Annotated in this window: 15 protein-coding genes and 1 pseudogene; all 16 read left to right on the top strand. The window is 43.4% G+C overall.

Features of this window, described 5'->3' with window-relative positions:
• The first annotated feature begins 17 nt into the window (after window positions 1-17).
• Window positions 18-1,031 carry an MsnO8 family LLM class oxidoreductase gene (locus AC50Y5_RS14490; protein ID WP_056038982.1) on the top strand — a complete coding sequence of 338 codons (1,014 nt, stop codon included), beginning with the start codon at window positions 18-20 and terminating at the stop codon, window positions 1,029-1,031.
• The gene (locus AC50Y5_RS14485; protein WP_056038979.1) at window positions 1,028-2,344 is read left to right on the top strand and encodes an LLM class flavin-dependent oxidoreductase; all 1,317 of its coding nucleotides are present in this window, start codon (window positions 1,028-1,030) and stop codon (window positions 2,342-2,344) included. Before AC50Y5_RS14490 ends, AC50Y5_RS14485 begins: the two co-directional genes overlap by 4 nt.
• Window positions 2,345-2,384: 40 nt before the next feature.
• Window positions 2,385-3,221 (top strand): transporter substrate-binding domain-containing protein, encoded by an 837-nt coding sequence (locus tag AC50Y5_RS14480; protein ID WP_494861577.1) that lies wholly within the window; start codon window positions 2,385-2,387, stop codon window positions 3,219-3,221.
• 23 nt (window positions 3,222-3,244) lie between these two features.
• Window positions 3,245-3,946 (top strand): amino acid ABC transporter permease, encoded by a 702-nt coding sequence (locus AC50Y5_RS14475; protein ID WP_056038974.1) that lies wholly within the window; start codon window positions 3,245-3,247, stop codon window positions 3,944-3,946.
• A gap of 70 nt (window positions 3,947-4,016) precedes the next feature.
• Window positions 4,017-4,964 carry an ATP-grasp domain-containing protein gene (locus tag AC50Y5_RS14470; protein WP_494861575.1) on the top strand — a complete coding sequence of 316 codons (948 nt, stop codon included), beginning with the start codon at window positions 4,017-4,019 and terminating at the stop codon, window positions 4,962-4,964.
• Window positions 4,965-5,007: 43 nt separating this feature from the next.
• Window positions 5,008-5,727, top strand: coding sequence for an amino acid ABC transporter permease (locus tag AC50Y5_RS14465; protein WP_327204932.1), 720 nt, complete (start codon window positions 5,008-5,010; stop codon window positions 5,725-5,727).
• A complete protein-coding gene (locus AC50Y5_RS14460; protein ID WP_056038966.1) occupies window positions 5,724-6,476 on the top strand; it encodes an amino acid ABC transporter ATP-binding protein in 753 nt (250 codons plus the stop codon). Before AC50Y5_RS14465 ends, AC50Y5_RS14460 begins: the two co-directional genes overlap by 4 nt.
• 70 nt (window positions 6,477-6,546) lie before the next feature.
• Window positions 6,547-7,644, top strand: a complete 1,098-nt coding sequence (locus AC50Y5_RS14455; protein WP_056038963.1) for an NADH:flavin oxidoreductase — start codon at window positions 6,547-6,549, stop codon at window positions 7,642-7,644.
• A 53-nt stretch (window positions 7,645-7,697) separates the two neighbouring features.
• Window positions 7,698-9,065 carry an MFS transporter gene (locus tag AC50Y5_RS14450; protein WP_494861572.1) on the top strand — a complete coding sequence of 456 codons (1,368 nt, stop codon included), beginning with the start codon at window positions 7,698-7,700 and terminating at the stop codon, window positions 9,063-9,065.
• A gap of 422 nt (window positions 9,066-9,487) precedes the next feature.
• Window positions 9,488-9,928, top strand: coding sequence for an Rrf2 family transcriptional regulator (locus AC50Y5_RS14445; RefSeq protein ID WP_056038957.1), 441 nt, complete (start codon window positions 9,488-9,490; stop codon window positions 9,926-9,928).
• Window positions 9,929-10,326: 398 nt separating this feature from the next.
• A pseudogene (gene proA / locus AC50Y5_RS14440) lies at window positions 10,327-10,456 on the top strand (glutamate-5-semialdehyde dehydrogenase); the annotation flags it as partial.
• A gap of 735 nt (window positions 10,457-11,191) precedes the next feature.
• Complete coding sequence (locus AC50Y5_RS14435) at window positions 11,192-11,560, top strand: winged helix-turn-helix transcriptional regulator (RefSeq protein ID WP_056038940.1); 369 nt, start codon at window positions 11,192-11,194, stop codon at window positions 11,558-11,560.
• Window positions 11,561-11,684: 124 nt separating this feature from the next.
• Window positions 11,685-11,969 (top strand): HesB/YadR/YfhF family protein, encoded by a 285-nt coding sequence (locus tag AC50Y5_RS14430; RefSeq protein ID WP_494861570.1) that lies wholly within the window; start codon window positions 11,685-11,687, stop codon window positions 11,967-11,969.
• Between the two features lie 196 nt (window positions 11,970-12,165).
• Complete coding sequence (locus AC50Y5_RS14425; RefSeq protein ID WP_494862302.1) at window positions 12,166-13,530, top strand: MFS transporter; 1,365 nt, start codon at window positions 12,166-12,168, stop codon at window positions 13,528-13,530.
• A 69-nt stretch (window positions 13,531-13,599) separates the two neighbouring features.
• Window positions 13,600-14,823, top strand: coding sequence for a macrolide family glycosyltransferase (locus AC50Y5_RS14420; RefSeq protein ID WP_494861565.1), 1,224 nt, complete (start codon window positions 13,600-13,602; stop codon window positions 14,821-14,823).
• A gap of 586 nt (window positions 14,824-15,409) precedes the next feature.
• Window positions 15,410-15,730, top strand: a 321-nt coding sequence (locus AC50Y5_RS14415; RefSeq protein ID WP_494861563.1) for an IS110 family transposase, incomplete at its 3' end; no start/stop codon positions are given.

The following is a 15,730-nucleotide window of genomic DNA, read 5'->3' as shown; positions in this document are numbered from 1 at the left end:
AAAATGAGGTGAAGCAGATGTCCATTAAATTGAGCGTGCTGGACCGCAGTCCTACAAATGAAGGGGAAAATCCGGCACAGGGAATATTGAACACAGTAAGATTGGCGCAAAAAGCGGATGAACTGGGATTTCATCGCTTCTGGGTATCAGAGCACCATGGCTCCGAAGTATTGGCTGGATCTTCTCCCGAGGTGTTCATTTCTCATTTGATTTCCAAAACCGATCGTATACGTATAGGTTCCGGCGGTGTGATGCTTCAGCACTATAGTCCATACAAGGTTGCGGAGAACTTCAATTTGTTGTCTGTGCTGGCTCCTGGCAGGGTAGATCTTGGAGTGGGGAGGGGGCCTGGAGGATTGCCAGTTACTACGCGGGCATTGTCGCCAGCAGTACATTCTGAAACGATACCTTTTACTGAGAAAATGGAGCATCTGGATCTTTACTTGCAGTCGGAGGGGGTTGAAGGACTCCGGGCACAGCCTTTACCATCCGTTCCACCCGAGCTACATGTGCTAGGGACAGGAGAATCCAGTGCTGAGCTGGCGGCCAAACAGGGGCTCCCTTTTGTATATGCCCATTTTATTAATGGAGATGAGCAATTACTCAAGAATTCCTTATCTGTATACAGAACAAGGTTCAACTTCTCCAAAGGAAGAACCCCCGGGCTCATTTTAGCCTTATCGGTGCTTTTTGCCGATACCGAAGAAGAGGCTAAGCGGCTGGCTGATGAAAAAATAACCTACAAGGTTCACTTCGACAGCGGAAAAACCATTTCCATCTTTTCGCTAGAGCTTGCTGAACGGTTAGGGCAACAAGCCAATGAACCCTATACAATTAAAGCCGAACCGACAAGCCTTCTTTATGGAACAAAAGAGACGTTGCTTAACAAAATTCATGAAATCAGCCTGCTTCATAACATTGAAGAAGTGATGATTTTACCCACAGCTCATGAATTTGAGCAAAGAATACAGGCCTACGAGTGGCTGTCTGCTGGTATAAAGCAATATCAAAAAGGAGAGAAAATTAGATGACTAAACAATTGAAATTAGGGTTAGGATTAACCGGAGTTGGAGCAAGTCATGTCGCTTGGCGAAGACCACAAGCGAATATTAAAGCAAGTGTGGACATCGATCATTACATTCATCAGGCACAGAAGGCGGAATTGGGCAAGTTTGATTTGCTCTTTGTCGCGGACGGTTTATTTATTAATGAAAAATCGTTACCTCATTTTCTTAATCGCTTCGAGCCGCTTACGATTTTGTCTGCATTGGCAACGGTGACCAAGCATGTAGGCTTGGTAGCGACAATTTCCACCTCTTATAGCGAGCCTTTTACAATATCCAGGCAACTGGCCTCTCTGGATCATATCAGTAAAGGCCGTGCGGGCTGGAATGTTGTAACCTCCCCACTGGAAGGCTCTGCATTAAATTATGGCAAGGCACACCCGGAACATGACGATCGTTATCATATTGCCGAGGAGTATCTTAAGGTAGTCAAAGGACTTTGGGATTCGTGGGAGGACGATGCATTTATTGGTGACAAGGAAAATGGCGTTTTCTTTGACCAAGGTAAGTTGCACACGCTGAATCATAAAGGGGAATATTTTTCGGTGCGTGGACCGTTGAACATTTCAAGATCACGGCAGGGGCAACCGGTGATCTTTCAAGCGGGAACGTCTTCCATCGGGCGCAAATTTGCCTCCGCTCATGCCGATTGCATATTCACAAACTTGGTATCTATTGAGAATGCAAGGGATTACTATCAAGATTTGAAGAAACAAGCATCTGAGTTGGGAAGAGATCCCGAATCGCTCTCCATTTTGCCAAGTATTCAGCCCATCCTGGGCAATACGCAAGAAGAGGCAGACGCCAAATTTCATGAAATCGGAAATCTGCTTAGTCCGGAAGATACTTTGAATTATTTGGGACGTTTCTTTGATCATTACGATTTCGCGCAATTTCCATTAGATCAGCCATTTCCTGATATTGGTGATATAGGAAGTAATGCATTTAAAGGGGGACAAGAACGTCTCAAGAGGGAAGCAAAAGAAAATGGCTGGACTCTCCGTGAAGTGGCACTGCAGGTGACACACCCACGCCATCCGTTTATTGGAACTCCGGAAAAGGTTGCGGATGAAATTCAGAAATGGTTTGAAACTGGAGCTGCAGACGGTTTTATTGTAGGAGAAAGTGAAGCAGGCGCATTTGATGAATTTGTAGACCTTGTCGTCCCCATCCTTCAGCAGAGGGGATTATTCCGTACTGAATATGACAAAGATACCTTCCGTGGAAATCTTGGCTTACCCATTCCTCAGAATCGATACAGCCAAACGGAAACCGTGTGAAACGATAACGTAGAAAAATAATTATTGGAGGCAAATTTGAATGAGGATTTTGAATTTCAAAAATATATTGATATTATCAATCTCTCTTATCATTGCTATTTCTCTGACAGGATGCGGAGCAGTGAACAATGAGGCAGTTACCTCGGTCAATGGCTCGTCTCCATCGAACGAAGAGAAACCACAGTTGATTAAAGTCGGGACGTCGGCCGTTATTAAAAACGTATCTTTTCTTGACGATGCTGGGAAGCTGACTGGGTATGATGTGGAGGTTGTACGGGAAATCGATAGAAGGTTGCCGCAATACGAGTTTGAATTCGAAACGATGGACTTTCCAAATTTGTTTTTAAGTCTGGAAGCTCAAAAAATTGACTTTATTGCGATGCATCTGGAACAAAATGAAGAAAGAAGAACTAAATATCTCTTCAATAAAGAATTCTATGATTCATCTGAATTATTGGTGGCTGTCAATGAATCCAACACGAGCATTCATTCCATTGATGATTTGAAAGGAAAGACCGTCATTGTCCCACCGTCGACCAGTTCAGCTGCACTTGTCGAAAAATACAATAAAGATCATCAAAATGAAATCAAAGTGATATATGGTGATTATACAAATGCGGTTAATCAACTTAAGTCTGGTCGTGTGGATGCAACGGTCATCGATTCAGGTCTGGCAAAAAGCTTAAATCGTGATGCTAACGCTCAATTGAAACTGATTGGCGAAAATCTTCATACAGAATCGGGCGTATATTTCGCTTTCCGCCAAAAGGATGGTTCGGTGTTCAGTAATGCGGTGGATGAAGCGTTAAAAGCAATGAAGGAGGACGGGACGCTGACAAAATTGGCGGAACAATGGCTGAAAAGGGATTATCAATAATGTTAAAAAGGTGAGTCGAATGAATGGGAAACACTTTTGATTGGCAATCGGTTGTGAAATACTTGCTTATTTTAATACACTATTTGCCTGTTTCATTGATGATTCTCGTCTTGTCATTGATTCTTGGTAGCGTCGTGGGGGCGCTTCTAGCTGCCCCCCGTCTGTACAAATGGCCGATTGTGAACGGATGGAGTGGGGCCTGTATTTCTTTTTTTCGGGGTACGCCAATTATTATTCAACTCATCCTGATCTTTTATGGGCTGCCGGAATTGCTGAAACCTCTAGGCGTGGACTTATCGAGGGTCTCTCCTGCCGTGTTTGTTGTGCTTACATTCGGGCTGAATACCGGTGCTTCTCTGGCTGAAATCTATCGGCTTGCTGTCGATAGCGTTGATCGGGGGCAGTCTGAAGCGGCGGCTTCCGTCGGTATGACAGGCTGGAGCACCTTCTTCCGCATCGTATTTCCACAAGCATTTCGCATAGCCATGCCCCATCTGTCAAATGTAGTAGTAGCGAGTCTGAAGGATACCTCGCTCGCTTTTTCCGTAGGAGTGATGGATATGATGGGACGTGGAGAAGCAATCGGACTCGTTTCTTATCGGTTGCTTGAAGTTTATATCAGCTTAGCGATTATTTATTATATCATCTGTTTGACACTTCAATATGTGTTCGCGCGCATAGAGCATAAAATGCAACGATATACACGTATCATGACAAGCAGCTGAAATAGGTAGTCCGCACGCCGGAGAGTCAGCATACAAAGTGGAAGTGCGGACTGAAAGGAATGTCACAATAATGGCAAAAGCGTATGTGATACATGAGAATGATAGCTGGGTCGAACCTTTAAAACAAGCGTTGGAAGAAGAAAATATCCCGTATGAATTATGGCATCTCGATCATGGTGTGCTCGACATCAGTCAAGCTCCTCCCCAAGGGGTTTTTTACAATCGGATGAGTGCTTCTTCCCATACGAGAGGACATCGCTTTGCTCCTGAATATACATCGAATGTATTGGCTTGGCTTGAGCATCATGGTCGTAAGGTGCTCAACGAGAGCCGTGCGCTTGAACTGGAGCTTAGCAAAATCAAACAATATCTGGAACTGCGTTCCTATGGGGTGGAAATTCCTTTTACTGTTGCAGCGGTCGGCAAGGAAGAGCTGTTGCAAGAAGCAAGCCGTTTCCCTTATCGTCCTTTCATAACCAAGCATAATCGGGCAGGTAAAGGGCTGGGTGTTTACCTGTTCGACAAGTATGAAGATCTGGAACGGTATGTGAATAGTCCGTCGTTCGAAGAACCAATCGACGGGATTACACTGCTGCAGCAGTACATTCATAACGAAGAGCAATATATTACCCGATGTGAATTTATCGATGGAAAATTTTATTACGCTGTCCGTGTCGATACGTCCGAAGGTTTCGAGCTGTGCCCAGCCGATGCATGCCAAATTGGCGACAGATTTTGCCCGGCGCCTGGTCAGGCAGTTAAAGCGAAATTTCAAGTCTTAGAGTCGTTTGAAAGTCCGCTTATCCCGGTTTATGAAGCAATGTTAAAGAAAAACGGCATTAGCTTTGCCGGTATAGAATTTATTACGGATCGAGAGGGAACCGCTTATACGTACGATATCAATACGAATACGAATTATAATTCAGAAGCGGAAGCCATTGCTGGTGTTGGCGGGATGAAAGCGATCGCTAGGACGATGGGAAAATATTTGCAGGAATGGTACGCGGCGAAGAAGTGAAAGTCAGACCTCTAATAGCTGTCCGTACGTTAACATTCGGGAGGTGGCATCGATTACTTTCGATTTTTCATTTTTTTGGGAAGCTTTGAACCAAATTGTTGGTGCCTTACCGCTTACCTTGTATATTACCATCTCGTCAATTGTCATCGGTTTAATCGTTGGGCTGACAGTGGCCTTGATTCGTTTGAAAAAAACAGTGATTCTTCATCCACTCGCTGAGTTCTATGTATCTTTCACAAGGGGAACGCCTGTCGTCTTGCATTTGTACATTGTATATTTAGGCCTTCCTATGGTTTGGGATGTGATAGCGACTCAATATCATTGGGGAATTTACTCCAAAGATATTCCATTGACTGCATTGGTCATAGCAGCTTTGTCTCTTACGGCTGGAGCATATATGTCAGAAATTATTAGATCAGGATTTATGGCCGTACCGGAGGGGCAGTTGGAAGCGGCATACTCAGTCGGGATGACGACGTTTCAGGCGGTTTATCGAGTTGTTTTTCCACAAGCGCTTGGCGCCAGTATTCCTGGGATATGCAACTTAATAGTAGGTATTTTGCATGGTTCTTCTTTGGCTTATTTGGTCACTCTACTGGAGATCAACGGAGTCGCGATGATGTTGGGGAGCCAAAAGTGGAGCTTCCTTGAACCGCTAATGGCTGCGGCGTTGATTTACTGGGGAGTTGTATTGTTCATTGAACGAATTGCGGCTGTCTTGGAGAAACGTTGGAAGAGTTATAGCGACGGGGGAGTAGCATGATCAAATTGACAAACTTGCACAAATCATACGGTAAACATGAGGTGCTGAAGGGTATTGATCTTTTGGTGCAGACAGGAGAAGTCACGACGGTTCTAGGCCCGAGCGGTTCAGGAAAATCCACATTGCTTCGCTGCGTCAATTTTTTAGATAAGGCGGATGAGGGCGTGGTTACGGTTGGGGATACGATGGTTTCCTGCCAAAAACCAACCAAACGGGAGGTGCTTCGATTACGCCGAAAAACGGCCATGGTGTTTCAACATTATAATTTGTTTAAGCATAAGACCGTATTGGAAAATGTGATGGAAGGCCTGATTGTCGCCCAGAAACAAAGTAAAACCGCAGCGAAGGAGAAAGCCGCAGCCGTATTGGAAAAGGTAGGACTGTCCGATAAATTGGAGTCGTATCCAAGCCAGCTTTCAGGCGGTCAGCAGCAGCGTGTAGGAATTGCCCGGGCACTTGCACTGGATCCGGAAATTATTTTGTTCGATGAGCCTACCTCTGCGCTTGATCCCGAGCTTGTAGGGGAAGTGCTAGCAGTCATTCGCAACATTGCAAGAGAAGGGATTACGATGATGATCGTCACGCATGAGTTGAATTTTGCTCGTGAAGTCGCAAATCATGTAATTTTTATGACAGACGGGAAGATCATCGAAGAGGGAACGCCGGAGCTCTTGTTCAATCAGCCTAAGGAAGAGAGAACCCGTCAATTTTTTCAGCGATTTATGAACGACCACAGTTATAGTATATAGCTATTTTATTGCTCTTTTTTTTAATTCCGAATGGATCTGATTTTATGGAAACGAAAGGATGACATGAAAAATGGTAGATCAACGTTTAAAGTCAGTACGAGATAGCTTATTCAAGCCGGTTGAGATTTCCGGCCTCTCCTTAAAAAATCGGATTGTCATGGCTCCTATGACAAGAGGTTTTTCTGAAAATGGGGTTCCTGATGAAAATGTAGCAGCCTATTACCGTCGCCATGCGGAAAGCGGTGTAGGTCTGATTATAACAGAAGGAACCCTTATTGATCATCCCGCTGCATCGGCCAGTCCAAATTGGCCGCATATTCACGGAGAGGAGGCGCTCAAAGGGTGGGCAAAGGTTGTTGCTTCTGTCCATGAAGAGGGTGGGAAAATTGTTCCTCAATTATGGCACCTGGGAACCGCAAGAAAAATAGGAAGCTTGCCCAATCCGGAGGCATTACCAATCGGTCCATCGGGTCTGGATGCCGATGGCAATAAAGTTAACGAACCAATGTCTGAAAGCGAAATCGCAGATTTGGTGTCGGCCTATGCGCAGGCTGCTGCCGCAGCAAAGCGAACTGGTTTTGACGGAATTGAAATTCACGGAGCACATGGCTATTTGATTGATCAGTTTTTCTGGGCAAAAACCAATAGAAGAACGGACAAATACGGTGGGGATTTCATAAGCCGTACCCGCTTTGCGGCTGAGGTCGTTCAGGCATGCCGTCAAGCCGTTGGTTCCGATTTTCCGATCCTGTTCCGCTTCTCGCAATGGAAAGGAAATCATTATGAAGCCAAGCTGGTAGAAACACCGAAGCAACTGGAGCAATTCCTCAGCCCGCTAGTCGATGCAGGGGTCCATGTATTTCATGCTTCCACCCGACAGTTTTGGCAGCCGGAGTTTGAGAATTCCCAACTGAATCTGGCTGGATGGACCAAGAAATTGACAGGACTGCCCACTATAACTGTAGGCTCGGTAGCCTTGGAAAAAGATTTTTGGGAGCAGACGGAACAAATCCAGCGGCTTGAGGAAATACTGGGGCAGGACGAGGCGGATTTGGTCGCAATCGGAAGGTCGTTGCTAGCGAATCCACTGTGGGTGCGACAAGTTAGTGAAGCCCGTTTTTCGGACTGGACAACCTACGACAGCGAAATCTTAAAACATTTAAACTAAGAGCATTAGCCCTGTGTGAGCAGGGCTTTTCTCGTTGGATAAGGAGAAATTGGATGAGCACAAATGAAGCCAACCAGCCTGTTACACAAAAAATGGAGGCCGCTCTTCCAAAAGAAGGGCTGATTATATTCTTAGTGGGCTTCGCAGTTGTGCTCGTCATCATGAACACTGCTATGTTCAATCTGGCCATATCAGATTTATCTCATTTTTTTGAATTGCCTTTATCAACGATATCTTTAGCAATAACAGGGTATTCAATCATGTTTGCTATTGCCTCGATTACATATAGCAGGCTGTCAGACTTTGTTCCCATCCATTTATTGTTTACAACTAGCCTCATAACTACTGGAATTGCTTCTATTGTAGGTTTTTTTAGTCATCACTTTTGGGTATTATTAATCGCCCGAATAATGCAAGCTGCTGGAGCTGGGGCTATTATATCTTTATCCATCGTTCTCTTAACCAGATATGTGCCCATTAAGCGGCGAGGGAAAACAATGTCCATTATTATGTCCTCCGTTTCGCTTGGTCTTGGTCTTGGACCGATTACTGGTGGATTTGTCGTAGAATTTTTGGGTTGGCAATACCTTTTTGCTATTTCATCTTTAACATTGATACTTGTCCCTCTCCTATTTCGACTAATACCGAAAGAACGATTTGTAAAAGGAAAGTTTGATGTGCAGGGAGCCTGTTATATCAGCATCGGCACCGCTGGCATACTCCTTTTTTTGACTAATCAATCATGGTCATCTTTATGTATTGGTCTACTTGGGCTAGTGTTATTTGTTTTTCGAATACTTCGTACGCCAAAACCATTTGTTCAACCTTCTTTATTCATAAACAAAACCTATATCTCATTATCGTTAATAGGGATATTAGCTTATTTGTGCAATTTCTCATCCTTATACTTACTTCCTCAGGTGTTAATAAATCATTTTAATTTAAGTGCCAGTCAGGCGGGTTTTGTTATTTTTCCAGGGGCGTTGTTGTCTATGCTTGCCTCACGGAAGATAGGTGCCATAATTGATCGCAATGGCAATAGCAGTATACTACGCTTTGTACCAATCCTTATTCTTGTAGCTACATGTCTATTTGCGATTATAGGCGTTCGGTTCTGGATCGCCAATATATTTGTCTTTTTATTAATGAATCTTGGATTTACGATGCTTGGAAGCAGTGTTTCTAATGAAATATCCCGTATCCTTCCTCCATCGGAAATTAGTTCTGGTATAGGACTATATCAACTTTTACAGTTTTTAAGTGGCGCATTTGGTATTGCTGGGGTATCTAGTGCACTGCGTTGGCAACATAATTATTCTCTCCCAATCGCTTACGCTAATATATTTTGGGGATTATTTATCTTCGCATTATTAACTAATTGCTTTTCATACTTTTATCGTAAATTAACTATATCCTCATAAGCTATCCCTCCTCCTCCTTCCGGAATAGTGAGACTTGGCTTGTGTTCAAACGATGCAAAATTACAGCGCAAAAACCGCATTTTTGACGTTCGGTGTGTCAATTGGTCAATCTAGGCATCGCTGCGGTATAAATCAAATCGAATCTATGCGGCCGCGATTGACAGTACCTCAAACCGTGTGAGAGCCTCCACTCATACAGCTAGACGTTGTACCTGATATCAAATCCTGATATGATAAATCGAGTGGAAAAGGGCAGTTTGAAGTCACAGCAACTTTGCTTCTCATACAAGGCTACTCGATTCTATTCTGGCTGAGTATGCGGCCGAGAATAACTTGCGGAAAAAGTCCATTCTGTTATGTAACAGAACAAGATATTGAATCAGGCGCTATTCATTACTAGCGTGAATGGAGGAGGGAAATCAATGGCAGTCGTAAGTCGTTATACCGTTGCACTGCATATATTGACTTTGTTGGCCTACAGTGCCACAGAACATTCAAAAGAATATTTGACTTCAGAGTTTATAGCAAAAAGTGTGAATACCAACCCCGTTTTTATACGCAGAATATTGTCTACGTTATCCAAGGCGGGGCTGGTCAATGTAAGGCATGGTACAGGAGCAGGGTGGTGCTTGGCAGTAGAGCCTAGGAAGATTTCGTTATTAAACGTTTATGAAGCGGTTGAGCAGAAAGAACTTTTTGATTATCATCACAGTACGCCAAACCCTATCTGTCCAATCGGAGGGAATATTAGTTCTGCTTTAGAGCCTCTATATTTCTCTGCGGAGCAGGCCATGAAAGCTGAATTGGCTAGATCGTCAATTGGAGACTTATTAACAGATACGATGCAGTTATCAAGCAAGTAAAGGGCAAGGATAACATTTAACTCGCAATTCATTTTGAGACAGCTCTATTAGTAGCATTCCAAGATCCCCTTCCCATACTACGAAGTACTCCCCTTAAAGTGGATATTGGAAAAACCCGTATGGGAATCCGATGATACTTTAGGGGGTGTATTTTTTTATGAGGAAGATAGAGCAGCCAAATAAATCATACACAAAGGAAAAAAGGCAAGAGGCCTTACGTTTAGATGAAGAAGCTAAGTGGACGTACAGACAAATTACTGAAAAGTTTAGAATACAAGATTAAGATAGAGTTCGTATATGGGTTTATAAGTTTAGAAAACTACATGAAGGCTCTTCAAAAGAACGAGTTACTCCATGTCTGAGGTGATTCATAAAGCATATTTGACTCAAGAAGGGATGAAGACTACAGGAACGCTTTACGTTTTCTGAAAGTAGTGGATGCAGCGGCTGTCTATCATAATTCCTCGACAAGGTTTACCAGGGGGTGAATTTGGCTTCGATGCGGAGATCGGTATAGAATTTTCAAAATAAAACATGGAGGTAACGATAATAAAAGTAATATTTCTCGATTTTTACGGAACAGTTGTATATGAAAACGGACCTATATCTTATGAAGTGATTAAGCGGGTTTTCAAAAGTGGAAATGCGAAGACGCCAGAAGATTTACTGAACTCCTTTTACATTTCCAATCGCAGGAGCGTGCAAAAGAACTATGCGACATGATGGTCGAACATTGGTGTAATCCGCCTATCTATGATGATGCAAAATCATTCATGGAAAACATACAGTTTCTTGTCTATTTTGTAACCAATATATGGAATATTATAAAACTAAAACTAAATATAGCAGCTAAAGACAGAGACGAATATCGACTGAAAAGTGATATTTGTCTCTTCTCTTTTTTTAACAGTAACGATGATTTAAGAAAATTATTCTCTGTATCATAGGCATTAAGTCAATTTTTTATCATCGTACGTAGGTATTGAATGTTTCAGTAAATTCTTGGCGATTGTTTTCCTGCAGCAAGGAAGCTATCGCTCATGCTGAGATCATCAACGGAACGTGCCAGCACAAGCGATCCGACCATGATACTGAGCAAAGCACTTCCAGTAGACTTATCTATATCCGCCAAATCAGAGATAAATTCAATAATTCGTAACGCCACTAATATGAAAAAAACCGTTACACGTCATTAAGGATGTGTAGCGGTTAAAAATACATTTTAAAGAATGCTGATGAATAAGAAGGTGGGTGTACAGACCATTGTTCACTGAAGATCCGAATAAAATATTTACAGCTTATCGCATCATCGGAACGAAATGGACGATCCATATTTTATGCACCCTTTCTCAAGGTCCGAAGAAATTCGGTGAAATTTTCGAAAGCATTCCTTCCATTTCCGAAATGATCCTCTCCAGACGTTTAAAGGGTCTTCAACATGATAACTTGGTCAAAAGAACAATTCTGACACGCCCTAGTGCGAATATCCAAAATGCCTTCCTTAGAGCAGGCGATGATGAAGGGGGAAGCAGTGGTTTATCTTATACCCTTATCGTGGATGAGCAGCAGGCAGAAGAAGACATTGTGTTATTGATGGTCTTGAGATTGACTATGAAGAAAGTGGAATGCTAGGCGGATTCACCATGAATAATCCAAATGCTAAAGTTTCGTGTGGATGCGGGGCCAGTTTCAGAATGGCCAATTATCGTGGCGAAGTAAAAAAATGTGATTGAACTGAAGGAAGGAGTGCAGAGCAATGATTTCTTTTGTAGTATCTGATAAAGCGAGCGATTCATTTAAGAATGAATGGGAATTGGAAGAGGGGCAATATGTAAGGATTTATGCAAAATATATCGGAGGCTCAGATGCTTTTACGATTGGCATAAATGCGAGTGCTACACCGGTCGATCCCGCATTGGTTCAATCCATTGAAGGATTTCATTTCTTTGTTGAAAAAACAGATGCCTGGATCTTACAGGATGAACTTCTCCAAATTGACTGTAATGAAAATGGCATATTTTCAAGCAAAATCTCCTATTGAATATGTGGATCATATTCTTGAGCACGACCCCACTTTTTAAACATTTAACTTTACAAAGTGGAATGCTTAATGTATATTCAGAATGATAAGAGGTTTAATTTACCATAATAACCATCAAATTACGGAGGTGTGGAAGACAAACAACAATCAGATTGGGATTTTTGATGCTCAGTACAGGGCGCCTACAATTGGTATTATGCTGGTTCTGGCAACCGTAGCTTTCGAAGGACTGGCTATCACGACTATTGCCGCGAAAATGGCACAAAGTTTAGAGGGCATTCATTTATACGGTTGGATCTTCAGCGCATTTTTGTTATCTCAGCTTATTGGAACCTTGGTTATGGGTCAGCAGGTTGACAAGCGCGGTGTTTTTACATCCATGCTGGTATCTTTTAGTGTTTTTGTGCTAGGAACTGTGGTCTCCGCTATTTCTTTCGATATGCACATGCTTATTGCCGGAAGAGCCCTTCAAGGTTTTGGAGCGGGGGCCCTGATCACATGCGTTTATACCTGTGTGACATTGCATTATCCAGATGCACTTCGTACTCAAATCCTGGCCGCATTCTCCATGGCATTTGTACTGCCTTCCTTGATCGGGCCTTATGTAGCAGGCCTTATTGCTTCCTATATCTCGTGGCGATATGTTTTCTGGATCGTTCTACCTTTGATTGGATTGGCGCTCAGTCTTACATTCCGCTCTTTCCGTGATTTGCAGCTTCGGCAAGATCTGACAGGTCCAGCGCGAGCAACCGACTCGAAGATTATTTATGCGATTCTACTTGCCGTTGGAACGGGGCTGTTACTCACAGGACTTGGTATGATAACCGATTGGAAAGGCATAGTACTCACTTTGGGTGGATTAGTCGTCATGATCCCACCAATGCGTAAACTGCTGCCTGTGGGCACTTTTTCGGTAAAAAAAGGATTGCCTGCTACTTTGGTTTCCAGAGGGCTATATGTTGCTTGTTATTTTACAACGGAAAGTTTTGTGATCTTGGCACTAACCGAAGTGAAGGGGTTATCAGCTGACCTTGCTGGCCTTCTTGTAGCAGCAGGTTCTCTGAGCTGGTCCGCCGCAGCGTGGTTGCAAGCCAAGCTTGATGCACGAGATCAAGGTCTTGCCCGAAAGGGCAGAGTCATGACCGGCATTGGGATTATGATCGCTGGAACTGTACTCGTGATCCTGGCTCTTATTTTGACGGACGGTGGAATTATACTCATCCTTCTCTCGCAAATGATTACAGGGTTCGGTGTTGGATTGGCCAACCCTACTACTGCAGCCATTGCTTTACAACATGCCATGCCCAGGAAAGAGGGAGAAATGTCCGCGAATCTGCAATTTGTGGATTCCTTCTATATGGGAGTAAACATTGGAGTTGGTGGCGCTCTGATTGCCTTGTCCGAAACTTTACAATGGGGCATATCGACAGGCGTTTTGATCGTGTTAACACTGCAATTACTATTGGTCTTGTTAAGTTTCTTGGCAGCACTACGAATTAACAAACTCGTTCATCAAGAACATCATCCGATCAGCCAGGTGAAGGACAACATTTCCATGTAACGGATGACGGCCGCGTCGTTAAATACATCACGAAGAACGGGGGACAAATTGCATTGGGAGGTGGATAAGATGGCACGTGTATTAGTAGTCATTACTCCAGCTGAAGGACATGTGAATCCGTCGTTAGGATTAGTTACTCAGTTGACGAACAATGGTGAGGAAGTCATCTATGTGTGCACGGAGGAGTATCGTTCCCGAATTGAACAAACTGGTGCCCAGATACTTACCTATCCATTTCCACAAGATGCCTTCTCTCATGATCCGGTGTTGAAACCCCAGGAGTACAAGCATTCTTATCAGTTCATTTATATGATGGTAAGCGGTATCATTCGGAGGATCATCCCCAATGTGCTGCGAGTAATAGAGAATCAAAAGTTTGACTATATAATCTTTGATTCCCTGATGGGATGGGGAGGGACTATTCTTGCAGAAAAACTGGGAATTCCCGCGGTGTGTTCGATTGCCTCCTTTGCTTTTGTAGAGCCTCTCGGGTCTGGATCAGACCTTAATGAGACGGAGACGAAGGAGCTTTATGAGACAACGATGAAGATAACAACTGAGTTATCCGAAGAGTTTCAAGTGAGTATTCCAGCCATGGAAGAGATTCCGGCACATGCAGGTCAGTTAAAGCTCGTGTACACCAGCCGTTATTTTCAGCCGCAGGCAGAAAAGCTGGATGATAGTTTTATTTTCACTGGTCCTTCGATCATAACACGTCAAGATGCTCCGGCCTTCTCGTTCGAGCTGCTTCGTGAACGGTACCCTCAAACCGTGTACATTGCCATGGGTACGATTTTAAATAAGAACTTGGATTTCTATCAGCTTTGCTTTGAAGCATTAGGGGATCTACCCGTGAATGTTGTTCTATCTTCAGGGAAATACACGGATATGGAGCCGCTGACGGAACAAATTCCTCCTAATTTTATCGTCAAGCCATACATTGCACAGTTGGACATGCTGCAGCATACAGATGTTTTTATTACACATGCTGGAATGAACAGCACGAGTGAGGCGCTATATTACAACGTTCCGATGGTGATGATCCCATTAACGTCAGATCAGCCTCTTGTTGCAGATCGGGTACAGGAGTTGGGCGCGGGTATTACTTTGAATAAACATAACCTCAGTGCAACTGATTTGAGAGAGGCGTTAACAGAAGTCCTACACAATTCACATTATAAACGGCAGGCTTACCTCATCGGTGAATCTTTACGCCAGGCTGGCGGTTACAAGCGGGCCGCCGAAATGATCATGAGTCATATGGGTTCAGCCCGAGGAAGTTACACAATTTAGTGGTGTTCCATTCAAAGTGAAGTGCTCCCTGTCAAGTGGACAGTGTAAAAAACAAAAAAACAGTTCGGTTGTCTAAGGAAAATATAGTACTAGACTGAAAATTATCAAGACCTAAACTTAAAAAAATCAAGTTAAATAAAGGGCTCTACATATTATGCATGACTAATATGTGGAACCCTTTATGTTTAACTATCGTTCCCATCGTATTATGAGGTCAGCCAGTTATTACTGGTTGACCACTTTTTATTTTGGTGGTGTATTTGTCAGTAGCCGGGTCAGATCGGTCGTTCCCCTGGGTCCGTAACCCGTCGCTAAAACTGATCGCCCCCCTACTTATCGTATTATGAGGTCAGCCAGTTATTACTGGTTGACCACTTTTTATTTTGGTGGTGTATTTGTCAGTAGCCGGGTCAGATCGGTCGTTCCCCTGGGTCCGTAACCCGTCGCTAAAACTGATCGCCCCCCTACTTATAGAAACCATGTTTAAGCTGGTTGAGACGAACAGATCTCGCATAACAAGCGATGTTATGGAACTATGAGCAGTGCTTAGGGGTGCCGGCAATATACATGAGAGGGTGAGTTTTTCATGAATCCAGTCATTGGCCTGGATATTTCAAAAGGTAAAAGTGATGGACAAGTTTTCTTAGACAAAGGCCAGCCCTTTGGACATCCATTTTGTTTTCAGCATAATCAAGATGGTCTTAAGCAGCTTCTAGACGTCATTACCAACGTGCAGATTAAGGCTGAAAAGGCCCCGATTGTTATTTTGGAATCCACGGGCCACTATCACCAAGCCGTTATACAGTATTTAGAGGAGCACGGCATCTTGTTCTTAGTCGTAAACCCTCTCATTTCACATCAAGCCAAGAAATCAAGTCTACGCAAAGTGAAAACGGATGCGGTTGAT

The sequence above is a fragment of the Paenibacillus sp. JT22N7 genome, assembly GCF_059383875.1.
The sequence above is the reverse complement of the archived record's forward strand: the minus strand, read 5'-3'. Positions and strand labels throughout refer to the sequence as shown.

Coding starts and splice junctions, on each gene's coding strand:
- AC50Y5_RS14420 (WP_494861565.1), top strand. CDS start 13,600: ATGGCACGTGTATTAGTAGTCATTACTCCAGCTGAAGGACATGTGAAT.
- AC50Y5_RS14485 (WP_056038979.1), top strand. CDS start 1,028: ATGACTAAACAATTGAAATTAGGGTTAGGATTAACCGGAGTTGGAGCA.
- AC50Y5_RS14430 (WP_494861570.1), top strand. CDS start 11,685: ATGATTTCTTTTGTAGTATCTGATAAAGCGAGCGATTCATTTAAGAAT.
- AC50Y5_RS14470 (WP_494861575.1), top strand. CDS start 4,017: ATGGCAAAAGCGTATGTGATACATGAGAATGATAGCTGGGTCGAACCT.
- AC50Y5_RS14450 (WP_494861572.1), top strand. CDS start 7,698: ATGAGCACAAATGAAGCCAACCAGCCTGTTACACAAAAAATGGAGGCC.
- AC50Y5_RS14475 (WP_056038974.1), top strand. CDS start 3,245: ATGGGAAACACTTTTGATTGGCAATCGGTTGTGAAATACTTGCTTATT.
- AC50Y5_RS14490 (WP_056038982.1), top strand. CDS start 18: ATGTCCATTAAATTGAGCGTGCTGGACCGCAGTCCTACAAATGAAGGG.
- AC50Y5_RS14425 (WP_494862302.1), top strand. CDS start 12,166: ATGCTGGTTCTGGCAACCGTAGCTTTCGAAGGACTGGCTATCACGACT.
- AC50Y5_RS14460 (WP_056038966.1), top strand. CDS start 5,724: ATGATCAAATTGACAAACTTGCACAAATCATACGGTAAACATGAGGTG.
- AC50Y5_RS14445 (WP_056038957.1), top strand. CDS start 9,488: ATGGCAGTCGTAAGTCGTTATACCGTTGCACTGCATATATTGACTTTG.
- AC50Y5_RS14455 (WP_056038963.1), top strand. CDS start 6,547: ATGGTAGATCAACGTTTAAAGTCAGTACGAGATAGCTTATTCAAGCCG.
- AC50Y5_RS14480 (WP_494861577.1), top strand. CDS start 2,385: ATGAGGATTTTGAATTTCAAAAATATATTGATATTATCAATCTCTCTT.